This is a genomic window from Sulfurospirillum sp. hDNRA2 (assembly GCF_024206095.2).
GTDB lineage: Bacteria > Campylobacterota > Campylobacteria > Campylobacterales > Sulfurospirillaceae > Sulfurospirillum.
Map to the genome: position 1 here is coordinate 1,937,132 of NZ_CP159800.1, position 23,977 is coordinate 1,961,108.

23 protein-coding genes and 1 tRNA gene are annotated in these 23,977 nt (G+C 43.4%); 11 read left to right on the forward strand and 13 right to left on the reverse strand.

Annotated features, from left to right (window positions below):
• Positions 1–37: 37 nt before the first annotated feature.
• The gene (locus NL930_RS09540) at positions 38–607 is read left to right on the forward strand and encodes a YajG family lipoprotein (RefSeq protein ID WP_254376535.1); all 570 of its coding nucleotides are present in this window, start codon (positions 38–40) and stop codon (positions 605–607) included.
• 15 nt (positions 608–622) lie between these two features.
• Here the strand turns inward: NL930_RS09540 and NL930_RS09545 are convergent, their stop codons facing one another.
• Complete coding sequence (locus tag NL930_RS09545) at positions 623–1,462, reverse strand: GGDEF domain-containing protein (protein ID WP_254376536.1); 840 nt, start codon at positions 1,460–1,462, stop codon at positions 623–625.
• Between the two features lie 145 nt (positions 1,463–1,607).
• On the opposite strand from NL930_RS09545, the gene aspS reads away from it, so the two are divergent.
• The 3 genes from aspS to NL930_RS09560 are packed head-to-tail and all read left to right on the forward strand — an operon-like array spanning position 1,608 to position 4,705.
• Positions 1,608–3,356, forward strand: coding sequence for an aspartate--tRNA ligase (aspS, locus tag NL930_RS09550; RefSeq protein WP_254376537.1), 1,749 nt, complete (start codon positions 1,608–1,610; stop codon positions 3,354–3,356).
• A 13-nt stretch (positions 3,357–3,369) separates the two neighbouring features.
• Positions 3,370–3,942 carry an adenylate kinase gene (locus NL930_RS09555; protein ID WP_254376538.1) on the forward strand — a complete coding sequence of 191 codons (573 nt, stop codon included), beginning with the start codon at positions 3,370–3,372 and terminating at the stop codon, positions 3,940–3,942.
• A gap of 1 nt (position 3,943) precedes the next feature.
• Positions 3,944–4,705 carry a molybdopterin-binding protein gene (locus NL930_RS09560; protein ID WP_254376539.1) on the forward strand — a complete coding sequence of 254 codons (762 nt, stop codon included), beginning with the start codon at positions 3,944–3,946 and terminating at the stop codon, positions 4,703–4,705.
• Here NL930_RS09560 and NL930_RS09565 read toward each other — a convergent pair.
• The 12 genes from NL930_RS09565 to NL930_RS09620 all read right to left on the reverse strand — a co-directional run bounded on the left by NL930_RS09565 (position 4,665) and on the right by NL930_RS09620 (position 17,891).
• Complete coding sequence (locus tag NL930_RS09565) at positions 4,665–6,335, reverse strand: N-acetylmuramoyl-L-alanine amidase (protein WP_254376540.1); 1,671 nt, start codon at positions 6,333–6,335, stop codon at positions 4,665–4,667. The genes NL930_RS09560 and NL930_RS09565 overlap by 41 nt on opposite strands.
• Complete coding sequence (locus tag NL930_RS09570) at positions 6,319–7,416, reverse strand: nitronate monooxygenase (protein WP_254376541.1); 1,098 nt, start codon at positions 7,414–7,416, stop codon at positions 6,319–6,321. Before NL930_RS09570 ends, NL930_RS09565 begins: the two co-directional genes overlap by 17 nt.
• On the reverse strand, positions 7,416–8,627 hold the full coding sequence (tyrS, locus tag NL930_RS09575; RefSeq protein WP_254376542.1) for a tyrosine--tRNA ligase: 1,212 nt from the start codon (positions 8,625–8,627) through the stop codon (positions 7,416–7,418). The genes NL930_RS09570 and tyrS overlap by 1 nt, the downstream gene beginning before the upstream one ends.
• Positions 8,628–8,642: 15 nt before the next feature.
• Positions 8,643–10,799 carry a bifunctional (p)ppGpp synthetase/guanosine-3',5'-bis(diphosphate) 3'-pyrophosphohydrolase gene (locus NL930_RS09580; RefSeq protein WP_060826419.1) on the reverse strand — a complete coding sequence of 719 codons (2,157 nt, stop codon included), beginning with the start codon at positions 10,797–10,799 and terminating at the stop codon, positions 8,643–8,645.
• Between the two features lie 22 nt (positions 10,800–10,821).
• Positions 10,822–11,034, reverse strand: a complete 213-nt coding sequence (locus tag NL930_RS09585) for a DNA-directed RNA polymerase subunit omega (protein WP_039672408.1) — start codon at positions 11,032–11,034, stop codon at positions 10,822–10,824.
• 20 nt (positions 11,035–11,054) lie between these two features.
• Complete coding sequence (pyrH, locus tag NL930_RS09590) at positions 11,055–11,780, reverse strand: UMP kinase (RefSeq protein WP_039672407.1); 726 nt, start codon at positions 11,778–11,780, stop codon at positions 11,055–11,057.
• A gap of 77 nt (positions 11,781–11,857) precedes the next feature.
• Positions 11,858–13,090: a murein hydrolase activator EnvC gene (locus NL930_RS09595; RefSeq protein WP_254376543.1), complete on the reverse strand. Its 1,233-nt coding sequence runs from the start codon at positions 13,088–13,090 to the stop codon at positions 11,858–11,860.
• Entirely contained in the window at positions 13,087–13,896 is an 810-nt protein-coding gene (locus NL930_RS09600) for an FtsX-like permease family protein (RefSeq protein WP_039672405.1), read from the reverse strand. The genes NL930_RS09595 and NL930_RS09600 overlap by 4 nt, the downstream gene beginning before the upstream one ends.
• Positions 13,883–14,554 (reverse strand): cell division ATP-binding protein FtsE, encoded by a 672-nt coding sequence (locus NL930_RS09605; RefSeq protein WP_039672404.1) that lies wholly within the window; start codon positions 14,552–14,554, stop codon positions 13,883–13,885. Before NL930_RS09605 ends, NL930_RS09600 begins: the two co-directional genes overlap by 14 nt.
• Complete coding sequence (gene trmB / locus NL930_RS09610; RefSeq protein WP_254376544.1) at positions 14,538–15,716, reverse strand: tRNA (guanosine(46)-N7)-methyltransferase TrmB; 1,179 nt, start codon at positions 15,714–15,716, stop codon at positions 14,538–14,540. The genes NL930_RS09605 and trmB overlap by 17 nt, the downstream gene beginning before the upstream one ends.
• An 8-nt stretch (positions 15,717–15,724) precedes the next feature.
• Complete coding sequence (locus NL930_RS09615) at positions 15,725–16,984, reverse strand: fibronectin type III domain-containing protein (protein WP_254376545.1); 1,260 nt, start codon at positions 16,982–16,984, stop codon at positions 15,725–15,727.
• A complete protein-coding gene (locus NL930_RS09620) occupies positions 16,911–17,891 on the reverse strand; it encodes an RluA family pseudouridine synthase (RefSeq protein ID WP_254376546.1) in 981 nt (326 codons plus the stop codon). The genes NL930_RS09615 and NL930_RS09620 overlap by 74 nt, the downstream gene beginning before the upstream one ends.
• 57 nt (positions 17,892–17,948) lie before the next feature.
• Here NL930_RS09620 and NL930_RS09625 point away from each other — a divergent pair, with 57 nt between their 5' ends.
• The 7 genes from NL930_RS09625 to NL930_RS09655 all read left to right on the forward strand — a co-directional run bounded on the left by NL930_RS09625 (position 17,949) and on the right by NL930_RS09655 (position 23,977).
• A complete protein-coding gene (locus tag NL930_RS09625; RefSeq protein ID WP_041962006.1) occupies positions 17,949–19,055 on the forward strand; it encodes an FtsW/RodA/SpoVE family cell cycle protein in 1,107 nt (368 codons plus the stop codon).
• An 80-nt stretch (positions 19,056–19,135) separates the two neighbouring features.
• A tRNA-Ile gene (locus NL930_RS09630) sits at positions 19,136–19,212 on the forward strand.
• Positions 19,213–19,259: 47 nt separating this feature from the next.
• On the forward strand, positions 19,260–19,730 hold the full coding sequence (locus NL930_RS09635; RefSeq protein ID WP_060826424.1) for a hypothetical protein: 471 nt from the start codon (positions 19,260–19,262) through the stop codon (positions 19,728–19,730).
• A 138-nt stretch (positions 19,731–19,868) separates the two neighbouring features.
• Complete coding sequence (locus NL930_RS09640) at positions 19,869–21,212, forward strand: NAD-binding protein (RefSeq protein ID WP_039672398.1); 1,344 nt, start codon at positions 19,869–19,871, stop codon at positions 21,210–21,212.
• 7 nt (positions 21,213–21,219) lie between these two features.
• Positions 21,220–22,659: a TrkH family potassium uptake protein gene (locus tag NL930_RS09645; protein WP_060826425.1), complete on the forward strand. Its 1,440-nt coding sequence runs from the start codon at positions 21,220–21,222 to the stop codon at positions 22,657–22,659.
• A gap of 167 nt (positions 22,660–22,826) precedes the next feature.
• Positions 22,827–23,255: a CidA/LrgA family protein gene (locus NL930_RS09650; RefSeq protein WP_254376547.1), complete on the forward strand. Its 429-nt coding sequence runs from the start codon at positions 22,827–22,829 to the stop codon at positions 23,253–23,255.
• Positions 23,252–23,977 carry an LrgB family protein gene (locus tag NL930_RS09655; protein ID WP_254376548.1) on the forward strand — a complete coding sequence of 242 codons (726 nt, stop codon included), beginning with the start codon at positions 23,252–23,254 and terminating at the stop codon, positions 23,975–23,977. Before NL930_RS09650 ends, NL930_RS09655 begins: the two co-directional genes overlap by 4 nt.

The following is a 23,977-nucleotide window of genomic DNA, read 5'->3' on the forward strand; positions in this document are numbered from 1 at the left end:
ATGTTATAATTCGCGCCAAATATCATTAGGAGAAAACATGAAAACCTTACTGTTTTTTATGGGTGCGATGCTCTTGCTTTTGAGCGGTTGTACGTATAAAAATGAAGCTTTAACCCTCGAATCGTATAAAGCCGAGTACAAAGGCCCTGTTAGCAAAGAGAAAAAAACGGTCTATGTCAGACTCGTTAAAGACCTTCGAGCCGATAAAAAAGTCATCGGTTACGTCGAACAAAAAGGCGACACTTTAACCCAATTTTACAGCAACGTCAACTTTGAAGATCGCTATAAAGAAGGTCTTGGCTACGCGTTGAACCTTGCGGGTTTCAACACCGACGCTTCCGCACAAGCGGCATCTTTGGTCGCGGAAATTTATCTTAAAAATATCCAACTCGTTTATAACGACAAAAATTTCGATGCGAATTTATACGGCGAAATTGAAATCGAAGTTATCGTAAGACGCGGTGACGAAGTGATCACGCAAAACTTTAAACAAAAAGGGAGCAAATGGATCGCGCCTTCGTACAATTCTAAAGACTTGGAGCCCTTTTTATACAGTCTTTTTTCCGATAGTATCGATCAAATCGTAACGCGCTTAACACGTATGTAACGGTAGGAAATTTTCCTACCAGCTGCTGATAGAGACGCGATTTCGTCCGTATTTTTTTGCTAAATAAAGGGCTTGATCGGTCTCTTCAAGCAACGCTTCTTTATCTAAAATCACATGACTCAAGGCACAAACGCCTAAACTAATCGTCGCTTGCACGACCTCTTGCGTCGTCTCGACGGTTGCCATCACGGTTTTTTCAACTTTCTCGCGTAATCTCTCCGCTAAAAGCGACGCCTCTTTTTTATCGGTATTGGGCGTAATAATGACGATTTCCTCACCGCCGTAGCGAGCTACGACGTCACTGTCGCGTACGGTCTCCATAATAATATTCGACAGGTTTTTCAATACTTCGTCTCCAACCGTATGCCCGAAAACGTCGTTGATTTTTTTAAAATAATCCACGTCGACGAGAATCAAGCTCAAAGGAAGTTTATAACGCTTGGAAAGAGCGACTTCTTCGGAGAGACGTTGATCGAAGTAGCGTCTATTTTTAAGCCTTGTTAAACCGTCGGTAATGCTTTCTTGCTGCAAAAGAGCCAAATGTTTCATATCGTTCGCGGTATAAAGTGCCAACTGTCCGACTAAAAAGGCAAACGTACCGCCTAAGAAAAGCACCAAAGCGATCATAACCGAGATAAACGAAGAGGTGTCTTTGTGTACCCAAAGATCATATCCTAAAACCAGATAGCCGATTAAAAAAGAGAGAATCAAAACACTCAAAGTTTTCCACTGACGAATCAGCTTTTGATCCGTCAAATCTAAAATTAACTGATTAATAGGTCGAAGAGATCGTATTAAAAAAAAAGCTCCTACGGCTAAAAGCGTTAGCTCTAGGCAAATCATTACATTGTTCATGCTACCCCGAATCCTCACAAATTAAAAACCATATGCTCGAGGATTGTACCACAAAAAAGAGTAATCGCCTCTAAAATAAACTAAAGACAAGTTACTTTTAGCTATACTAAGAGCTTTAAAAAACGACCTATGTTAGGAAGAAAAATTGAGAAATCATTATTGTACGGATTTAGATGTCGCCAATATCGGCGAAATCGTAGAAGTTTGCGGATGGGCCAACAGTAATAGAGATCACGGAGGCGTTATATTTATCGACCTTCGCGATAAATCGGGATTGGTACAATTGGTGTGCGACCCTGCCGACAGTGTTCGCGCTCACGACATTGCCGCACGCGTTAGAGACGAGTTTGTGCTCAAAGCAAAAGGTAAAGTACGCGCCAGAGGCGAAGGGCTTGAAAATCCACGCCTTAAAACGGGCAAAATCGAAATCGTCGTCGATGAATTAATCATCGAAAACGTGAGCGAAACCGTTCCGTTTGTTATCGGCGACAACAACGTCGGAGAAGACGTACGTCTGAAATACCGCTACCTCGACTTGCGCAATCCTAAAGCGTATGAGATTTTCAAACTCCGAAGCAAGGCAACCGTTGCGGTACGTAATTCGTTAGATGCGCAAGGCTTTTTGGAAGTCGAAACGCCGATTTTGACCAAATCGACGCCGGAGGGTGCGCGCGATTATCTTGTACCCAGTCGCGTTCACAACGGTGAATTTTACGCGCTCCCCCAATCTCCCCAACTTTTTAAACAATTGTTGATGTGTGCGGGATTTGATCGTTATTTTCAAGTCGCCAAATGTTTCCGCGATGAAGATCTACGCGCGGATCGCCAACCCGAATTTACCCAAATCGACATCGAAATGAGCTTTTGTACGCAAGAAGACGTTATGCGCGTGACGGAGAACCTTCTCAAAGACGTCTTTCATGCTTGCGGATACGAGATTTCCATTCCGTTTAACCGCATTCGCTACAAAGAAGCGATGGAGAGATACGGCTCCGACAAGCCCGATCTTCGTTACGACCTCTCCATGATCGACGTCATCGACATTTTTGCACGATGCAAAAACGAAATTTTCAGTTCTATCGCTAAAGATACGAAGAAAAACCGTATTAAAGCGCTTAAAGTTCCAAACGGTGACACCATCTTTTCCAAACGTCAAATGCAAGGATTTGAAGAGTACGTAAAAAAATTCGGCGCGCAAGGTTTGGGTTACTTTCAGATGAAAGAAGACGGACTCAAAGGACCTTTAACAAAGTTTTTCGATGAAGCGGATCTTCAAGCGATTATCGACGCGGCAGACTTACATGTAGGAGATGCGATCTTCTTCGGCGCCGGCGATAAAAAAGTCGTACTCGATTATATGGGTCGATTCCGTATTTTCCTTGCCGAACAAATGGGCATTATTTCTAAAGATACGTTTGAATTCGTTTGGGTCGTCGATTTTGAGATGTTCGAAGTTGAAAACGGTCAAGCCAAAGCCTTACACCACCCTTTTACGATGCCAAAAGACATCGATAATACGCCGATCGACGAAATGGAATCCATCGCATACGACGTCGTTCTAAACGGCGTGGAACTCGGAGGCGGAAGCATTAGGATTCATAAAAAAGAGATTCAACAAAAAGTCTTTAATCTTTTGGGTATCAGCGACGAAGAGGCGCACGAGAAGTTTGAATTTTTACTCGATGCGCTCAAATTTGGGGCACCGCCTCACGGCGGCTTAGCGATCGGTCTTGATCGTATGATGATGTTGATTACGCGAAGCGAGAGTATTCGCGACGTTATCGCATTTCCGAAAACACAAAAAGCCCAATGCCTTCTAACGCGTGCTCCAAGTGCGGTTGAAAACGATCAATTGCGCGACTTGGGTATTCGCCTTCGTGAAAAAATCAAATAAAGGAGATGTGCCAGTGAAGAGACTGTTTTTAATTATCGGAGCTCCCGGAAGCGGCAAAACGACCGATGCAAGCCTTATCGCCGAAAAAAATAGCGAGAGTATTGCGCATTATTCCACGGGAGAACTTCTCCGCGACGAAGTGGCCAAAGGAAGCGAGCTTGGAAAGACCATCGACGCTTTTGTCAGTGCGGGCAATCTTGTTCCGCTCGATATCGTCATTAACACTATCGTCGGCGCGATTAAAAATAGCCCGAAAGACGTTATCTTAATCGACGGTTTCCCGCGTTCGGACGAACAAATGAAAGCACTTGACGCTATTTTGGCAAAAGAGACGACGGTGAAACTTGTCAATGTTATCGAAGTTGAAGTCAGCGAACAAGTCGCATGCGATCGCGTTTTAGGGCGCGCACGCGGTGCAGACGACAACGTGCAAGTCTTTCAAAACCGTATGAAAGTGTATACCGAACCTTTAGCCGGTATTCAAGCTTTTTACGGCGCTAAAAATCTGTTACATACGATTAACGGCGAACGTACGATCGAAGAGATCGTCAACGAAATGGAAAGCTTCGTTAAAAGCCGTATCTAAAATGCTTCATTTCTACTCTGTGATCATCGGTACCGAGTTAATGAATGCTCGCAGAGTAGACAAACACTTCGCCTTTATCAATCAAGAATTACGCAACCGAGGACTTCTTCACTATGCCAACTTCGTCATTCGCGACGAAGAATCATTGATTCGAAGTTGCTTCGAGACCGTTTTACGCGATACAAAGAGCGTTCTTTTTTGTTTTGGTGGTATCGGTGCGACGCCTGATGATTTAACGCGTTCTATTGCCGCAGAAGTCTTTACGCAAGAGCCATTATACTTACATGTCAAAGCAAAAGAATGTATCGAAAAGCAGTTCAAAGAAGAGGCGTATCCGCATCGTATCGCTATGGCGATGCTTCCAAAAGGGGCTGAACTTCTACACAACGTCGTCAATAACGTACCGGGTTTTTCACTCTCTCGCCGCTTCTTTTTCACTCCGGGATTTCCATCGATGGCATGGCCGATGGTGCAAGAAGCTCTCAATACCCATTTCCCGCATCAGCCGCAACCTTATAGCGAAACGTTTATCGTCGAAGCCGCCGAAAATGATTTAATCGACATAATGCAAGCCCTACCGCCGGAGTTAGATTTCTCTTCGCTACCGCGATTTGTCGGTGAAAAACGTATCGTAGAAATCTATCTTGCACACGCAAATCAAGCCCTTGTTCAACAGTGGTCTGACTATTTTCAACGCGAAGCCGTACAAAGAGGTAAAGTCGTCACGGATTGTTCGCATAATAGCGATCAATACCGTTGCTAATACCTTCCACTAAGTGCTTTTGGTACTGAGGATTGAACATGTTATCGCATTCGTCAGGATTGCTGATATAGCCTAATTCTATCAACACGGAAGGCATCGTCGCTCCGACCAAAACCCAAAACGGTGCTTCTCTGACGCCGCCGTCTTCGACACTGTATTTTTTTCGAACGCTTTTTAACATTCCCGATTGCACATCGATCGCAACTTTATTGGATAAGATGATCTTTTCGCGATTGAGAACGTTCAAAAACGTCTCTTTCGAATAAAAGTCCATCTCTTCCATATCCGATTGGTTCTCCAAAGCGGCAACGTTTTTAGATCGCTCGGAACGATCGGGGGAGAGGAAAAACGTTTCTAACCCTTTCATCGAGAGTTTTTTTGCCTCGTTCGGCGCAGCATTGGCATGCAGCGAAATAAACAAATCGGCATTTTTATCGTTCGCGACTTTCGTACGATCTCGAAGGTTGATAAACTCGTCGCTTTGGCGCGTAAAATAGATTTTATATCCGCGGGATTTGAGCTCTTGCCCTAATTGCAGCGCCATATCTAAAACCAGATGTTTTTCCATACGTTGCTTATAGCCGATAGCACCCGCATCTTTACCGCCATGCCCCGCATCAATGACAATTGTTTTATTGCGTTTGTTGGTTTTAGCCGTTGTTTTACTCGCTAAAGGCTCCGTCGTCGTTACCGTCGGTGCTTTTTGAGGCGTTTCTTTTTCCTTCACGTTTGCGCTAGGGTTTTTTTGCGAAGGTAAAGGCGTCACTTCGGCACTTTTGCTTGTCGGCGGAGGCGTTATCTTTTTTTGCGTCAAAATCGGTTGTTTTCCAAGCGAAAAAATCACCTGATTGGAAAGCACGCTCACATAAGTTTCAAGCGATTGATCGACGTCTAAAACAATACGAATCGTATCGTCGCTAAACTGGCTAATTTTTAATCCTTGTAGCGTTGAAGGCGTTTTGATCGCAATCGGAGCATTGAGGACGACTCCCGGAACATCGATGATCTTTTTGTAAGTAGGCGGTGTTTTAAGCACAAAGACCTTGATGCTCTTTTCCGCTACTTCTTCCCCGAATTCGAGTACGACTTCATCGTTATCGCTGTTGACATGTTGTAAGACGTTTTTACCGCGATAGGTTTTGGGTAACGAAGAGACATGTGTCGTTGACGCAAAAGAGGGCTTGCTCTCCGGCTCGCTTTTAAAAGAGCTTGCCGATTTTGGCGAGGCAGTTTCTGCTTTAGGCGACTCGCCGACTAAACTCTCTTCCGCTGCCGGAGGAGGAGGCGTCGGTTTCGAAGATTTTGACGTCGTCGTAGCGGAAGAAGCGTTTTTCGTCTCTTTTCCCATCGTCGCAAGTTCGGACTCATACTTTGAAGCATCCAATTTAAGAATCTTGGCCGTTTTGATCAAACGCTCCAACGTCTCTTTTTTCAATGCGTTATCTCCTGAGATAATCGCTTGAATGTAAACGGCCTTAAGTCCGTGAAAAACCCTTAAAAGTTCGTCGTTTCCGGTTTGCTGATTGATCTTTGCGTCATAACTTTCTAACTGTTGCATGTAATTGGGTGCTGCGTAAAGCGTCAAACACGTCAACAGAAAAAAGAAAAAAGTTTTAATGTGTTTCCCCATACACCAACTTTGCCATAAGTTCTTTGACGCTGATAATTTCATGCAGTTTGTAACCGTTTGCTCCGGTAAAGAAAAGCCCCGTCTCTTTTTTACCCGCGTATGCATCGAACAAACGATCGGCAATACAATACCCGACCGCCTTGGCTTCTTGACCGCGGTGGCACGGGCTCACGCAATTGCTGACGCAACGAATCGCAGGTCCTTCTCTTTTCTCTACCATTTGAATCAAATTACTTCGAATACCGCGCGCAGGATACCCGACGGGAGATTTAAAGAGTTGAATATCTTCTTGGCGTGCATCTACCAGCATCTCTTTAAAAACCAAGTCGGCATCACACTCATGCGTACCGATAAAGCGTGTTCCCATCTGAACGCCGCTTGCCCCCAAATCCATCATTTTTTGAATATCGTCATGATCCCAAATACCGCCTGCGGCAATCAACGGAAAATCGCCCCATGCTTTAATCTCTTCTAGAATCGGAGCAATTAAATTTTCCAATTGGTACTCTTCCATAGCGCATTGCTCGTAGGTAAAGCCTTGATGTCCTCCGCTAAGCGGTCCTTCGACGATGATAGCGTCGGGAAGGCGATTGTAACGTTGCGTCCAACGTTTGCAGATAATTTTAAGCGCTTTTGCCGAGGAGACGATAGGAATCAAAGCAACATCGGGATAATCTGCGGTAAATTCCGGTAAATTGGTCGGAAGTCCCGCCCCCGTAATAATCATATTCGCTCCGGCTTCACAGGCGTCTTTCACCACGCGATCGTAATCGTTAATCGCATACAGAATATTGACCGCCAACGCTTTATCGCCGCAAATTTTACGGGCATTGCGAATAATGGCACTCAAGCCCTCTTTGGAATAAAAATTTTCGGTATCAAACGGACGCGAATTGATCGTTTTCTTCGTGTATGCCGTATTTTCGTAATACCCCGTACCGATGGAGCTAATCACGCCCAAGCCCCCTTCGGCACTCACGCTTCCGGCTAGCTTATCCCAGCTGATTCCCAATCCCATACCGCCTTGAACGATAGGATATTGTAAGGTATATTTGCCGATTGTAAGAGGTTGAAACGCCATCACTGCACCTTTAATTTTACAAATTTACGCTTTCCTACCTGCACGACGTATTCACCGCTAGCGAGTTGAAGTTGCTCGTCTTCGACACGAACTTGATCGAGTTTGATCGCCCCTTGCTTAATGTCGCGTCTGGCTTGAGACGTCGAAGTTTCGAGTCCGCAGTCGACAAGGGCTTTCGCAATCCATATCGGCGATTCGTTACATGTAAACGTTTCGATATCTTCCGGAATCTCGTGTTGCGCGTGAACGCGGTTAAACGACTCCAAAGCCGCTTGAGCCGCATCGCGCCCGTGATAACGCGTAACGATCTCTTGCGCTAAAGCCTCTTTGGCATGTTTTGGATGAACCGAACCATCTAAAACTCCCGCTTTTAATTGTGCGATTTCTTCGAGCGTTTTTGTACTCAAAAGCTCGTAGTAACGCCACATTAACGTGTCGCTAATACTAAGCATCTTTCCGAACATATCCGAAGGCTCGTCGGTAACGCCGATGTAATTCCCTAAAGATTTACTCATTTTATTGACGCCGTCCAAGCCCTCTAAAAGAGGCATCATAATTACGGCTTGCTCTTTTCCGATATTATAGGCGCGTTGTAAATGGCGTCCCATCAAAAGATTGAACTTTTGGTCGGTTCCGCCCATTTCGATGTCGCATTTCATCGCGACGCTGTCGTAACCTTGCAATAAAGGGTATAAAAATTCGCTGATCGAAATCGGTGCTTGCGATTTGTAACGTTTTTCGAAATCTTCGCGCTCTAGCATACGCGCTACGTTAAACGTCGTCGTCAGTTCCACGAGTCCTGCCGAACCTAACGCTTCGATCCATTCCGAGTTAAACATAACGTTGGTTTTTTCGGGATCTAAAATCTTAAAAACTTGTTCTTTATACGTTTGGGCATTGGCAAGAACGACTTCGCGCGTCAATTTTTTACGTGTTTCGTTTTTACCGGTCGGGTCACCGATCATGCCCGTAAAATCGCCGATTAGAAATTGAATCGTCGCGCCGAATTTTTGAAGTAGTGCCATTTTTTGTAAAAGGACGGTATGCCCTAAATGCAAATCCGGAGCTGTCGGATCAAAGCCGACTTTAACCAAGAATCGCTCGCCTTTTTCAAAATAATTTTTAACTAAGCTAACCACGCGCTCTTCATCAATAATCTCGCTGATTCCTCGTTTAATCTCGTTGAGCGCATTTTCTACGTGATGATTCATACTTTTCCTTCTTCGTTATTTATAAGCGTCGTTGACCGAAACAAACTCGATAACGCGATACTTTCCTCTTAAATTATCGCGTACGGTACCGACGTTTTTATCGGGCAGCTCCAAGATCATTTCAAAATAATCCGCATGCCCTTCGTCTTCGCTTTTTCCAAGCTCGATGGTGACTAAGTTAATCTGCATTTTAGCCAAATAAGCTAAAAAGGCGGCTAAAGAGCCTTTTTTGTTTTCGAGGCTGACGATCAATTTATAGCGATCGGGTGCTTCGCGCGTCCATTTCACAAAAACCATCGGCTCGTTGTCTTCCATCAAGCCGGCGGCACGTTCGCACAATTTATGGTGCACGAAAACATCGTTTCCGCGTTTAAATCCTAAAATATCGTCTCCGCGTTTTGGATGGCAGCAGTAATCAAAATAGACGTTTGAAATATGATGATTGGAATAAATCACGATATTTTCAAACTTCTGTTTACGGATATGGTAGCGATCTTTTTTCAAAAGCGGAAACAACAACGTATCTTGTAACGCATACAGTTTCAACGTATTGGCAACGTCTTGGAGAAAAATCGAATCGGTCGCAATCTTAAAAATTTTCTTCGTTGCATGCTCTTGTTCGACCCATGCTTCGACCTTGTTTTCCGTAACCCCGAAGACGTTGGAGAGAATTTTAATCGCCGCTTTATGGTTAATTTCTTTGATTTTTTGTCGACAATTGGCTTGTATCGTGCTTTTGGCTTTGCCCGTTTTAACGCTATTGATCCAACTGCAACGAAATTTCGGTTCACTCGAAGTCACGATACGAACGATATCCCCGTTTTTCAGCTCGGTTAAAAGAGGAACCTTTTGTTTATTGACGTACGCTTCATCGGCGTACGTACCGACTTCCGTATGAACTTCGTACGCAAAATCCAAAACCGTAGCACCCCTCGGCAAAGTAAAAATATCGCCTTTGGGCGAAAAAACGGCAATATCTTCGCTGTAAAGATTATCTTTTGCGATGGCATAAAAGTCCTCAATATTGTCGATCTCTTCGTTTTGATTGTTCAGTTCGTTTAGCCAGTCGAGTTTTGGGTTGAGCCCGCCCGATTTATATTTCCAATGTGCCGCAACGCCGTATTCGGCCGTTTTGTTCATATCGTACGTTCTAATTTGCGATTCAACGATCGATTTATCGTCGAAAACGGTCGTATGAATCGTTTGGTAACCGTTCTCTTTGGGAATAGCGATATAATCTTTAAAGCGTGAAATCAACGGTTTAAAATGTTGATGAACGATGCCTAAGGCACGGTAACAATCGATCGGCGTTCGTACGATAATACGAATTGCCAAAAGATCGAGCACTTCTTCGATCGTTACGCCTTTTCGTTGCATTTTCAGGTAAATAGAGTAGTAATGCTTAACGCGTTTTTGAATCGTAAAGTCGCTTTCGATAAAGCCCTCTTGAAGCATATGATTTTTAATTTTAGAAATAAAATGGTTCAAGCGGAGTTGGAGTTGTTGTCCGTGCTCTTTAATGTAACCGTCGATTTTAGCGTATTCGTTAGGCATCACGTAATAAAAGCTCAGATCTTCCAAAAGGTTTTTAATCGACGAAATACCCAAACGATGCGCAATCGGCGCATAAACGACCAAGGTCTCTTCGGCGATACGTCGTTGTTTCAACGGATCAAGTGCGCCGAGCGTTAACATGTTATGCAAACGATCGCACAATTTGACGACCAAAACCCGCACGTCCCGAATCGAAGCAATCAGCATTTTACGAAACGTTAAAGCCGATGCGATCATTTTTTCGTTGGAAGACGAAGGAATCAACTCCACATCACGAATTTCGACGATTTTCGTCAATCCGTCGACGAGATGGCGAACTTCTTCGCCAAACATCGCTTTGACGTCCTCGGTCGAACATGAGGTGTCTTCTACGACATCGTGTAAAAGCCCTGCGACGATCATCGATTCGTCACCGCCGAGATAGGCAACGAATACACATACTAAAATAGGATGAATCACATATTCTTCGCCGCTTTTACGGTATTGACCTTTGTGCTTTTCTATCGTAAACGCAACGGCTTTTTCGATATCGGGCGTCGGCTTGATGTACTTGTACAACAGCTCTATCGCGGGATCGGCGGCCTTACACTCTTTAACGATTTCAATTAACTCTTCCAAAAGAGATTTACCTCACTTACGATTAGTCGATAATCGCATCTAATTTAACTTTTCCCTCGGCAATTTCCATAAGGGCGATGTCCGTAAATTTTTGCTTATTTTTATCCGCTTTGATTAAAGGTTCGGCACCGTTAGCCAATTGATCGGCTCTTTTTGCCGTTAATAAAACCAGCTTATAGCGATCTTGTCCTACGAACTGTAAGGCTTTTGCCGTAATCTCTTCCATTCTTTGCATTCGTTTTCCTTGGTATTAATTTATTTTTGATTGTTTCGCACGATAGAGCAATTGTCTAAATTGCCTTCGATAATTTTAAGCAAATTGCCTTTCTCAAACATATTGCACACCACGATCGGTAAGTGGTTATCTTTAGCAAGCGCGATCGACGTATCGTCCATGACTTTAATGCTATCGTCCATAGCGCGGTCATAGGTTAATTCGTGTAGTTTTTGGGCATCGAGAAATTTTTTAGGATCCTTATCGTATACGCCGTCGACTTTGGTCGCTTTAATAATCATATCTGCCCCGATTTCGATAGCACGCAACGTTGCCGCCGTATCGGTCGTAAAAAACGGATTGCCCGTACCCGCCGCAAAAATGACGATACGTTCTTTTTCGAAATGGCGCTGAGCACGTCTGACGATAAACGTTTCACAAATCGCTTCCATTTTAATCGCGCTTTGAACGCGTACTTCCATGCCGACATGTTCTAACGCCTCTTGCATCGCAACGCTGTTGATGACGGTTGCAAGCATCCCCATATAATCGCCGCTCGTGCGTTTAATGATGCCGTCTTTTGCGGCACTCACGCCGCGAATGATATTTCCCCCGCCGATTACGATACCGACTTCGATATTGTGCGTGACCAGTGATTTGATTTCGTCGGCAATAAATTTTAAAATAGACGTATCGATCCCAAACCCGTTATCTCCGGAAAGTGCTTCTCCGGAAAACTTAACTAAAACCCTTTTTCTCTTCTGCATCGTGTGTAAACCTTTCTTTTCTAAGCATAGAAAATTTGTTCATTTTAGCAAAAAAGAGCTAGAAGCCTTCTTAAACGTTATTTGGCACCGATGAGTTCCAGCGGATCGATGTGGAAATTTTTCTGCGTAACTTCGAACGTTAAGTCGTTATCGACCCGACCGATAATATAGCCTTTTTTGATTTTTTGTCCGACTTCGATCGTCGGAGCGATTTTCGATAAATGCGCATAAATGGTATGAATATCGTCGCCGTTTTCAATGATAACGACTTTTTCCATCGATGCTGTATCTTTTGCGAAAATCACCTTGCCGTTTAAAACACTTTTTACCGTCGCATCGGGCGTATTGGAACTTAACACGACCGATTCGTTAAAAATTTTAATCTTATAAATCGGATCGACGTAATCGCCGAAACGTCGTTTGACGCTAAAACTATCTAAAGGCGCAATGGTCTTTTCTCCGACGTATTTCTTAACGTTACTGTTTTGATACGACGATCCGATTTGCTTAATGCCCGTATCGCCGACGGCAGCAGTTTGCGGTGCCTTATCGCGTTTGGCGGCGGCATTTTTCTCGGCTAAACGTTGATTCTCTTCTTGCACTTGAATAATTTTGAGTTTTTCCAAGGTCGCACGCAATTCGTCGCGCTCTTTTTGAATATCGTCTAGCTGTTTTTTATAGTCTTCTTTCTTTGCATTCAAAGCGACGATAGAACTTTCACGTTTTTTTTCCAAAGCGACCAATTCGTCTTTTTTACTTTTTGCGCTTTGAATTTCGCCGTGAATCGTTTTAATCTCTTGGCTTTGCGAATAAATTTGATCGTTGATGAGTTTGTAATCGCTTGCAAGCTTACTAAACTCTTTACGCATAATCGTATCCATCTTCTGCAACACTTCATCCACCAATATACCGTCTTCGTTATCGAGATAATCGCTATCGGAAACCAGATAAAACGAAAAATCTTCGGCAATGATTTTAATAATTTTCTGCTCCAAATCCTTCTTTAAAGAGGAGAGCTGTTGCGTATCTTTGGTCAACTTATCGAGGTATTCATACTTGCGCTGAACCGCTTCTTGCGACTCGCTGATATTTTGGCTTAAATCGGCGATTTTGTCCTTAATCTTCTCGATATTTTTTTCTTCGTTCATAATATCGTTAGCAATGTCTTGAAGCTTTCCGTGAAGCTGCTTTTCCGTTTGCATCTTTTCTTCAAGCGTTTTCGATTTCTCGGTAATCTTTTGCGTCGTGTTCGGTGCGCCGATGCATGCTAGAGGAAGAACGAGAGCAAGAACGATGGCACAAAGTCTCATACACGTCCTATCTTGCGCGCGACGATACTGACCGCAATCAGAGCAAATACGAACGACGCTCCCACCAAAACCGACCCTTCGTACAGCCAGTTAAACGACGGTAAAACAACGTCGAGTTCCGCGGCATAGGCTTGGGCAAGCGGAAGTCTGGGAACGATGTCGTAAAACGCACAAACGCAAAGTGCGCTTAAAAGCGTATCGACAAGCGTCATACGATACAACATGGCACTTTTCATAAAAAAAGACGCCCCAAAAAGTGCCATAATCGCCATACGCCTTTGATGTTCGTAAATCCAAATACGGATCTGTTTTAAGATCAATAAAACGGCGATACATGCAACAAAAAAGGTAAAAATATAGACCATTGCCTGAAGCAATAAAAACATTTTGAACATTTTTTCATGCGTTTTCGCAAAAGTCTCGACGCGCGAAATAGTCGTGATAGACGAAAGCTTTTGCTTAATCGTTTCGATGCGTTTTTTATCGGGTAAACTCCCGAGTTTCAACGAGTAAAATTTGGGGAGAGCTACTTGAAGCAAAGCAAGATTTTTGGATGACATCTCGTTTTTCAATCGGTCTAAAATCTTTTTACTGCTAATTTCCGAAATCGACTCAATCTCCGGAATCTGTTTTTGTAACTCTTCTTCTTTCAATTCAGCGGACGAAACAACGACAATTGCGTAATCGTTTACGATTTTAGAAGCATAATCGTTGACGATACTTTTAATGACGTTCGTAAATTGAAACGAAAAAAGCAGAACAAAGCTTGAGATAAAAATGGAAAAATGGCTGCTAATTGACTTCATGCAAAACGCCGCCTTCTAAAAAGTAGTGTTTATAGTCAATTCCCAAAGTTGAAGGAATATTGTGCGTTACCACGACAACTGTCGTACCTAAATGCTCTTTGGCACCTTTTAATAAATTCCAAATGACTTCGCTAGAGTAGCTATCCAGATTTCCGGTCGGCTCGTCCGCCAAAATTAAAATCGGATTGTGCGCTAAGGCACGCGCCATCGCAACGCGTTGTTGCTCTCCGCCGCTCAGCTCGTAGGGATATTTATTGATTTTATGTAACAATTTGACATGTTTGAGCAATTTATGCGCTTGTTTAATGCAAACGCTTTTGGAAAATCCTCCAATAATCAGAGGAAGCATTACATTTTGTTCCACCGTCCATTCGTCGATGAGCTTATAATCTTGAAAAACGACGCCTAAATACCGCCGTAAAAGATTCAGTTTCGAGCTGCCGATATTTCTAAAATCGACGCCGCACACGTTCAACTCGCCGTGATTGGGCAAAAGTTCGCCGTAAAGCGACTTGATAATCGTCGATTTTCCGCTACCGCTTTTACCGGTAATAAAAACAAATTCTTGCGCTTTAATCGCCATATTGGCATCGGTAATAACGGGTTCGTCGCGTTCGTAACCGATGTTTAACCCGCTTGCTTTAATGACGTATTCCATGGAACCACTCTTCAATTAAGGTATGTGCGGCACGATTGCTTTTCGTATCCAACACCCGCTCGGGTAAATAACGCATTGTAGCGTGATCGATAAAAATATAGCACTTTTCGTTCCGCTCGTTCGCGCCGAACGAGAGACGTATCAATCCGCTGTGCTCGTCAATTGTAAATAGTTCTTCGAAATGGACGAAAAAGCCCTCGCCTCTTCGTAAAATCTCTTCGAATGCCTCACGCACTTCGGCAAAATCGACATGAAAATCAAACGCCAATCTACCGATGCGCTCTTTGTCGGGCGAAGCTTGTTCGTTACGCAAAATCACGTCGTAAATGTCTTTCTCCATTTTGCGCCAACGATCTTCGTACTTGCTCGTAATTTCCAAAGCCGCATTTTTTTTAACGTGAACATCCGCACGCGAGAGTTGCATCATCTGTTCGAACGCAAAAGAGAAATAAGCGTCGCTGTCCGTTCGAAGCTCCAACGTAGCATTGACATGTAAGACGCGAAGTGCCTCTTCGATAAAGGCTGCGGAAAAAACACGCCGATGCGGTTTTTTATCCCAAGGGACGGGAAAATGCACGAAAATACGCCCGACACTGTTCGAAGACAAAAACTCCATAAACTGTCTCGCATCATAATCAATGACAAAAATATTGTCTATCGATTGCAATTCGCATTGCTTCAAAACCTGCTCGATAGAGGGCTTGTGAATTTCCAATCCGATAAACTGTATGTGCGGGTTTTTTTTGGCTTGATGCAGTAAATGCCTTCCGCTTCCAAATCCGATCTCGACCCAAATCTCTTTTGGCGTATCGAAAGCATCGGCAAAAAAATCGATCTCTTTGAGATACGCCGAACATCTCACGTCGAGAAACTTTTTCGGTTCGATGTTTGAATGACTGACATGTGCATCGCTCGCATCTCGAAAATCGATCAACGCTTTTTGTAAAAAAGAGGCTTGCGTCGGGCGGGTAACTTTATCGCCTTTCACTAACAAACCGCCTGCTTCTTTAGGCAAAACGCGGAGCATAAACGTTTCACCGCGGCATGTCGCCAGCACCAAAACATTGCCCTTTTGAGACGTCGCTTGCCAATGAAACGTCGTATCTTGATAGGTGCACGGGTAGTGCAAAGGCTTTAACGATCGGGTATGAAAATTCGGCATATCCTCGTTTAATCCTTCGGTATCGTAACGACGACGGCATCGGACGGATTAGAAGCGATACCGTATTTGTCGATGGCGATAATATGGTAAACGTATTCAACGCCGGAAGAGACTTCCATATCTTGATAATTAGGTTCAAAGATACCCGTAAAATTCTGTTTTCGCGTCTCTCCATTTAATTTGTACTCTTTAATAATCGTATATTTGACCGTATTTCGATCCCCTACCCATGAAAGGCGAACGCTTCTTCCGTCATATTTGACCGCATTAGCAACCGGTGCGGCAAGAGAAGGCATCGTCATGCCCGCAATCGGGCTCTCTTGTTGCTTGGATTCTAACCCGTCTTTATCGACGGCAACGACTTTATAGTAATAAATTTTGCCGTTTTCGTTAACGTAGTCTTCAAACTCCGTGTTGGTCGTTTTACCGTAGTAGCTGTACAACAACGACGTTGTAGGGGAACGGTAAATTTTATAATGGGTAAAGTCGCTCGTCGTCGAAGGGTTCCATGTTAAAATAACTTTTTTCGGAAGATCGCTCGTTGCGCGTAGTCCCGTAATCATATCGGGAAGCGCTTTGGTTTGAGCCTCTACGACTTCGCTGGGTCTAGAAACAACGTCGTCAAACGTCTTGACTCTCACACGGTAACGATAGACGTAATTATCGCGTAAGCCTTTATCCATGTATTCGGCGTTCAAGCGGCCTTTCACTTTACCGACCTCTTCCCAATCCGTTGATTTGAACTCGTTACGCTCGATAATATAAGACTCGACGTTTTCGGAGGCATGCGGTCTCCAAATAAGCTTCACGCGGCTTGGAAGCGCACCGATAGCTTTAACGTAAGAAACCGGCTCGATTCCGCCTATAGTCGGCGTTTTCGCAACGGCGGCCGTCGTCGTTACCACGGCAATTGCACTCAGTTCCGATTCGTGTTTGTCGGAGGAATAAGTACTGATACGATAAGCGTACGTCGTATTGGGTGCTAATTTCGTATCGACGTAATGGGAAACGTATTTGTCTTTAATCGTTGCGATTTTTTTCAACGAATTCCCTTCGACGCGATACAAATAGTATCCTTCTACTTGATCGTCGTAAAGGGGCGTCCATTCAAATCCGACTTCCGTAGAGCCCGGAAGCGTTCGAAGAGCGTCAACGCGTGCCAAAGAGGCATCTACGACCGGCTCTTTAGGTGTTTCAAGCGTTTTTTCGCATCCAGTGATCATGAGAGCTAAAGCAACTAACGATGCCGTCCAAAGTGATTTTTTCATTAATCTCGTCCTTCATGAAATGATCTGTTAAATATGCGTTCATATCGTCCCATAACGGTGCTTGAATCGACACGGGTTGTCCGCTACGAGGGTGTATGAGATAGACACAATACGCATGGAGCATAATTCTAGGGATTGTACCATTTTGGCTCTTAAAGCCGTATAAACTATCCCCTAAAATATGGCGCGAAAGCGCGCTTAAATGCACGCGAATTTGGTGTGTTCGTCCCGTAAAAAGCTTGGCGGCGATCAATTCGCACTTAGCATTTTTGGAAAGAGCAAGCTTGGCAAACGCACTTTTAGCATAACGTCCTTCTTTCAGCACACCCATTTTTAGGCGATGGTTTAAATGACGTCCGATCGGAAGTTCGACAATCGTGTTTTCTTTGAGCGGAACATCGATTAAAGCGATATAGTAGCGTCCCATGCTTTTATCTTCCAACTGCGACGCCAATGCAACGTGCGCTTCGTTATTTTTGGCGACGACCAAAGCACCGCTGGTCTCCTTATCAATGCGATGCACGATACCGTGACGCTCTTCGCCGCTAATGCTGGAGAGTGAGATACCTTTATGTTTTAACCAATCGACCAACGTGGCTTCTTTGACGCTCGGTGCTCCGTGAACCGTTAAAAACGGCGGTTTATTGACGACCAAAATATCGTCGTCTTCGTATAAAATCGGTACTTCGAAATCAACGGGATACTCAGGTGCGCTAGGCGTCGCTTCGATAAAATCGTACTCGATCGTATCGCCTACATGTACTTTTAAACCGCTCTTAAAAACGCGCACCTCGTTCAGAGTAACGCCGACGGTTTTAATAAGCTTTTCCACTTGATTCCGAGGGAGATTCAATACTTCGCTCATGACGGCATCTAAACGTCCCGCATTTTGACATGTTTGTTTCATGATCGGCTACTTTCAACTATTTTTGCTATACTTTTAAAAACGTTCCAAAGGGATTGTGTGTTTCAAATCGATAGGCGCATCTTAACACATTTTGATTTTTTAATTCCTATTTTGGTTTTACCCATTATCGTTCTTTCATACTATCTGGTCTCCGAAGCCAACGACATGTTAGCTACGAAACAGATCGTCTACTACGGTGTCGGGTTCGCGACTTTTTTGGTTTTTTTTATCATTCCGATTAAAAAAATCGAGTGGGTCATCCCTTTTTTTTACTGGATTACGATTTTTCTCCTCTTAAGCGTCGATTTCTTCGGCGTCGCCAAATTGGGGGCCAGACGATGGCTTGAAATTCCCTTTGTCCACTTTACGATTCAACCGTCCGAAATTTTTAAACCCGCCTTTATCTTAATGCTTGCCTATCTTATCAAAAACAATCCGCCCGACGAAAAAGGCTACGGTTGGAAATCTTTTTTTAAACTCAGCTTCTATATCATCCTTCCGTTTCTTTTGATCGCCAAAGAACCCGACTTGGGTACGGCGATGATTTTACTTTTGCTCGGATACGGAACACTCTTCGTCATCGGCGTTCACAGAAAAATCTGGATCACGCTAGCCGTCGTCGTGGGACTTAGCAGTCCCGTTTTGTACAACCATCTCCACGATTATCAGAAACAACGTATTTCGGATTTTCTTTCCGAACAACCAAGCTATCACGTCAAACAATCCATTATTGCCATCGGTTCGGGAGGCTTGACGGGCAAAGAGCGTAGCGAAGCGACGCAAACGCATTACAAGTTTTTACCGATTGCAACAAGTGATTTTATTTTCGCGTATACGGTTGAGAGGCTTGGATTTTGGGGTGCTTTCGGACTCATTTCATGTTACGCGCTTTTGGTATTTCATTTGACGACGCTCAATTTTATGCTCAAAGAAGACCACTTCGCACAAGTGATTACGAGCGGTATCGCTTTGCTCATTTTCTTTTACATGAGCATTAATATTGCAATGACGATCGGCTTAGCACCGGTGGTCGGCGTTCCGCTTCCGTTTTACAGTTACGGAGGCAGTAGTTTTATTACGTTTTTTGCGCTTTTCGGTATTTTAGAAAACCTTTTGGCGTTTCGTTTCGATCCAACGTACCGATCCATTCGATACTCGCTCTAGTCCCCTATTTTAGGGTTATACTGAAGAGTTTTTAGCTTTATTTAACAATAAAAAGAGTAGAATCTCAACTCTTTAAATTCGGGTCCTTAGCTCAGTTGGTTAGAGCATCCCGCTCATAACGGGATGGTCGAGTGTTCGAGCCACTCAGGACCCACCATATCCGATCGAACATTCGGTTTTCAACCGAACCATAAAGGGCACATGATGAAAAAAATCGTATTAACGTTGGCACTTCTCTCCCAAGTAGCACTTTTTGCGGGCTTTTTGGACGATCTCATCGGCAAAGATAAAGCTTTTTTGGAAGCAAACGGCTTTAAATGTACCGAATTTTCATGCGTAACAAAAGATCAAAACTACTTCAACATCAAGCTTCTCGACAACGCCGTAGAGTATGTCGAGGTTTACAGTAACGAAAAAGACGAAGTCTACAAAGTCGCATTTTACCTTTACCAAAACGATAAGCTTAAAAATAAAGAGCTTGACGATGCTTTTTTCAAAGCTTTACAAAAAATCAACGAAAAATCAAAGTGGACGTATGAGTTAAACAAAATCAGCGATAAATTCGGCAACGAGGCCTTGATTACAATGACGGATACTAAACGAGCCAATGCTTTTGTCGCCGCAATGCGCGATACGTACATGGAAAGCATGAAACAATTTAGCGATAAAAAGTAGCCTTCTCGCTTGCAGAAGACTCCTTTTTCCGAGCTTTTCTCTTCTTGTTTTTTCCGTCAATGCAATGACTCGTGTTTTTTACAAGAATGTGATACAATACATTTCTAACGACAAATTATTGAGAGAATAGAAACGTATATGCAAGTAATCATCGCGGGAGCCGGAAGAGTCGGCTACAACATTGCTAAACACCTGATGCACAATAACAGCGTAACTGTTATCGATCAAAACGAATACGCCATTCACAATATCCAAGAAAATCTAGACGTTTTAGGCATTTGTGGAAATATCGAAAATCCGCATACGTATCTTGGAATCAATCCTCAAGTCGATCTTTTTATCGCCGTAACCGATTCGGACGAAGTGAACCTCCTTTCCTCGTTAATTATCGATAATATCGCGACGGTTAAACGTAAAATTATCCGTTTAAAAAATACGTTTTTCGCCAGCGACCAAGTCAAAGCTAAACTCAATATTAACGAAACGATCGTACCCTCTTTCGAAGCGGCACAACCGTTTAAATATTTAGTCGATTTTTCACATGCGCACAACGCCAAAGCATTTAAAGAGACGAAAGCATTGTTAATTTCGATACGCTTGAAAGAAGATTTCACGCCGCGCATGATCTCAACGTTTATCGGTGAAATCAGCGGTGAAGTCGCCGTGGCAGGAATCGAGCGGCAAAAAAATTTCTTTGTTCCCAAACCCGTCGAAACGCTTCTTCCGAACGACTTAGTCTATTTTTTCGCCTTCCCCAACGCCATTCTTTCAATTCGAACGACCGTATGCGACTATAACGAAAATGCGACGCCGATCAAAAATTGCGTGATATTCGGAGCCGATGCTTTGGGTGTGGAAATTGCCAAAGTATTGCTCAAAAAAGGTATCGACGTTCAAATTATGGATAAAAATATCGAACTTTGCCGCAAAGCCAATATCGAACTCAAAAACAAAGCCACTGTTTTGAAGACGACTTACGATGCCGATCATATTAACACGACGCGTTTTGATACCGACATGTTTATCGCAGCAACCAAAAACGACGAATACAATATCACGAAATGCATCGAAGCAAAACAACGAGGCATTAAAAAAATCATCGGCATCAATAACGATATTGCCTACTCATCACTCATGAGAAATCTGAATATCGAAGTCGTACGCGGTGAAAAAATCAACGCGTATTACTCTATTTTGGAACGTATTCAAGCCAACGACGTATTCAATCAAAAAAAATTCTGCGGCGGAGAGGGTGCGGTGTTGCTACGTAAAATTGAAGCAACCTCTTCGTTAATTTCCGAGAAAGTGCCGCTTCCCGATCGCGTGGACGATAAAGGGCATTTTATTATTTTGAGAGATAACGATATTTTTGAGTATCGCCTTGCCGGAGCTTTCCAAAAAGAGGATATCGTCGTTGCATTTACCAAAGAGTGTGATTTTGAAGTCGTAGCCAAATGGTTCCAACAAAACCTCGCGTATTGAGTGTTCGATGAGCATAACAAGCGTTTTAAAATTTGTCTCCGCCGTCGGCTTGGTCGTCTTTTTCCTGTTTCTCATTCCGCCTTTGATCGGTTTTTTCTATCGTGAAGACGTCTTTATTTATGCTCTTTCGATGTTTTCGCTCTTTATCATCAATCTTTCCGTTTTTTTAATCCTCAAAAATAACCCGATGCATTTGGGCATTAAAGAGAGTATCGTTTCGGTTAATTTTATCTGGATTTTACTCGGTATCGGCGGTGCTATTCCTTTAGTTTTGTACAGCAAAATCGATCCGGCAGGTGCTTTTTTCGAAGCGATCAGCGGTTTTACGACAACGGGTGCTAGCGTTTATACCGACGTGGAAATTCTTCCAAAATCAATCCTATTTCATCGAAGCCTGATGCATTGGATCGGAGGTATCGGAATTATCGTGATGGGTGTGGGGCTTTTACCGCTCATTAATCCCAGCGGATCGCTCTCCTTATTTAAAGCCGAATCCACAGGAATTTCAATCGATAAAATCACGCCGAAGATTAAAGATACGGCTAAACGCATTTGGGGTGTTTATATTCTTTTTACCGCTCTCAATTTTGCCTTATTGATGCTCTTCGGTATGAACTGGTTTGATGCAATCAATCATGCGTTTGCGACGATTTCAACGGGTGGTTTTTCGACAAAAAATAGTTCCATAGGAGCTTTTAGCGACGGTGTTATTTGGACGACGACTTTTTTTATGATCATTTCGGGTATTAACTTTTTGGCGCATATACGATTTTTCAGCGGTGAAAAATTTGCATTTAACACGGAAGAAATTAAGTGGTATATTGCACTCATACTTTTTTTGTCGATTGTGATGGCCGTTGAACATAACCACAACTCCCAAGACTCACTTTATTATTCGCTAATGCATGCAAGCTTTACCGTCTCAACGCTTGCTTCTACGACGGGATTTGCTTCTTTAGACTATGAGAAATGGGGGCAATTTGCGATGATGATCGCCATCGTTTCCATGCTGATGAGTGCCAATGCCGGATCGACTGCCGGCGGTATCAAAATCATACGCTATATCCTCTTTTTTAAAAATATCGGATTGGAGATCAAACGTTCGATTCAACCCGATGTCATTACCTCGATTTTTGTTGACGGTAAACAGATTAAAAGCTCTATCATTAACTCGATTTTCGGCTTCTTTGCCCTTTTTATTTTAACGGCATTTTTAACAACGATGTATTTGTTTGCGCGAGGATTTGACTTTTTAACGGCATTTAGCACCTCTATCGCTATGCTCGGCAATATTGGACCGGGGCTCAATCTTACGGGTCCATCGCAAAATTACGCCTTTTTTTCATGGTACGATAAAATCGTTTTATCGTTCGTGATGATTATCGGAAGGCTTGAGTGCTACACCGTTTTTATGATGCTAGGGCGTACTTTCTGGAAGAAATTTTAAGCACTTTATCTTTGGGTTAATGCAAATCGGAGTATAATTCGTCAAATTTTATTTTGGTTATTCGATGCATTCTTGTCTTTTCTCGTGTGAATTTTTTTTAGTGCGTTTCTCCCAACGAATTCGATTGAGTCACGCTATCAACGCTTTTAGGTAAAAAGTCTCTCATCATGCTTCCTTATACGTTTAAAAAAACTTCGATTCTTATCAAACGGACTTTCCACAAAAGTCGTATTTTACAAATAGCCCTCATCACGGTTTTATGGTTTATTGCGCAAGAAATATCGCTTTTAACCCGTATGCCGATTCCCGGAGGCGTTATCGGATTGGTCTTGGTACTTGCATTGTTGTATTTCGATCTTTTAAGCATTCGCTCTTTAGCACTCGGAGCGGAATGGTTTTTAGCCGAAATGCTGCTTTTTTTTATTCCCGCGGTTCCTGCCGTTCTCAACCACCAAGAGTTCTTCGGCTGGACGGGATTAAAAATACTCGCGATTATTATCGTCGGAACGATGATCGTCATTATCGGAACGGCAATCGTCGTCGATTTCAGTTTTTATAAACTGGAAAAACAATCCCAACCTGAGAACAAGCAATGAATTTTGAACTTTTTTTACATTACCGCCCCTGGTTAATGGCAGCGGAAGTAACGCTCATATGGTCTTTTGTTACCATTGGATTGTACCTACTCTCCAAACGTTTTCATCGTCGTTATAAAAAATGGTGGACGACGCCGATTATTATTACACCGATTTTACTCATCGTCATTACGCTCTTATCGCATACCAATTATAACGTCTATATTCGAGGCACTCACTGGCTGATGGCTCTTTTAGGTCCAGCGACGGTTGCGTTTGCAATACCGATCTATCGAAGAAGAAATATCATCGTTTTATATTGGAAAACGCTCAGTATCGGCGTCGTTTTCGGCTCAATCCTCTCGATCGCTTCGGCATGGTTTTTAGCATCGGCGGTAGGAATTGACGACGCGATACGCCTAAGCTTGCTTCCACGCTCTATCAGTACGCCTTTTGCGATGGTAATTTCAGGAGAGATCGGCGGCGTTCCGGAGCTGACGGCTCTTTTTGTTATTTTAACGGGAATTTTCGGTGCGTCGTTTGGACAATTGGCACTTTATTGGTTACCCCTCAAATCCAAACTCTCCATGGGAGCTTCGTTTGGCTTAGCCGCACATGTTGCGGGTTCGAGCAAAGCTTACGAACTGGATAACGAAGTCGGCACCATAGCCGCATTGGTCATGGTTTTAACCGGTCTTTTTAATGTCTTGATCGCGCCCCTACTCGAAGCCGTTTTAAGTTAA

What these genes read in the sequence shown, in the direction of transcription:
- NL930_RS09540 (WP_254376535.1), top strand. Translation starts at nt 38, where the DNA reads ATGAAAACCTTACTGTTTTTTATGGGTGCGATGCTCTTGCTTTTGAGC.
- NL930_RS09545 (WP_254376536.1), bottom strand. Translation starts at nt 1,462, where the DNA reads ATGAACAATGTAATGATTTGCCTAGAGCTAACGCTTTTAGCCGTAGGA.
- NL930_RS09560 (WP_254376539.1), top strand. Translation starts at nt 3,944, where the DNA reads ATGCTTCATTTCTACTCTGTGATCATCGGTACCGAGTTAATGAATGCT.
- NL930_RS09565 (WP_254376540.1), bottom strand. Translation starts at nt 6,335, where the DNA reads ATGGGGAAACACATTAAAACTTTTTTCTTTTTTCTGTTGACGTGTTTG.
- NL930_RS09570 (WP_254376541.1), bottom strand. Translation starts at nt 7,416, where the DNA reads ATGGCGTTTCAACCTCTTACAATCGGCAAATATACCTTACAATATCCT.
- tyrS (WP_254376542.1), bottom strand. Translation starts at nt 8,627, where the DNA reads ATGAATCATCACGTAGAAAATGCGCTCAACGAGATTAAACGAGGAATC.
- NL930_RS09585 (WP_039672408.1), bottom strand. Translation starts at nt 11,034, where the DNA reads ATGCAAAGAATGGAAGAGATTACGGCAAAAGCCTTACAGTTCGTAGGA.
- pyrH (WP_039672407.1), bottom strand. Translation starts at nt 11,780, where the DNA reads ATGCAGAAGAGAAAAAGGGTTTTAGTTAAGTTTTCCGGAGAAGCACTT.
- NL930_RS09595 (WP_254376543.1), bottom strand. Translation starts at nt 13,090, where the DNA reads ATGAGACTTTGTGCCATCGTTCTTGCTCTCGTTCTTCCTCTAGCATGC.
- NL930_RS09600 (WP_039672405.1), bottom strand. Translation starts at nt 13,896, where the DNA reads ATGAAGTCAATTAGCAGCCATTTTTCCATTTTTATCTCAAGCTTTGTT.
- NL930_RS09605 (WP_039672404.1), bottom strand. Translation starts at nt 14,554, where the DNA reads ATGGAATACGTCATTAAAGCAAGCGGGTTAAACATCGGTTACGAACGC.
- trmB (WP_254376544.1), bottom strand. Translation starts at nt 15,716, where the DNA reads ATGCCGAATTTTCATACCCGATCGTTAAAGCCTTTGCACTACCCGTGC.
- NL930_RS09615 (WP_254376545.1), bottom strand. Translation starts at nt 16,984, where the DNA reads ATGAAAAAATCACTTTGGACGGCATCGTTAGTTGCTTTAGCTCTCATG.
- NL930_RS09620 (WP_254376546.1), bottom strand. Translation starts at nt 17,891, where the DNA reads ATGAAACAAACATGTCAAAATGCGGGACGTTTAGATGCCGTCATGAGC.
- NL930_RS09635 (WP_060826424.1), top strand. Translation starts at nt 19,260, where the DNA reads ATGAAAAAAATCGTATTAACGTTGGCACTTCTCTCCCAAGTAGCACTT.
- NL930_RS09640 (WP_039672398.1), top strand. Translation starts at nt 19,869, where the DNA reads ATGCAAGTAATCATCGCGGGAGCCGGAAGAGTCGGCTACAACATTGCT.
- NL930_RS09645 (WP_060826425.1), top strand. Translation starts at nt 21,220, where the DNA reads ATGAGCATAACAAGCGTTTTAAAATTTGTCTCCGCCGTCGGCTTGGTC.
- NL930_RS09650 (WP_254376547.1), top strand. Translation starts at nt 22,827, where the DNA reads ATGCTTCCTTATACGTTTAAAAAAACTTCGATTCTTATCAAACGGACT.
- NL930_RS09655 (WP_254376548.1), top strand. Translation starts at nt 23,252, where the DNA reads ATGAATTTTGAACTTTTTTTACATTACCGCCCCTGGTTAATGGCAGCG.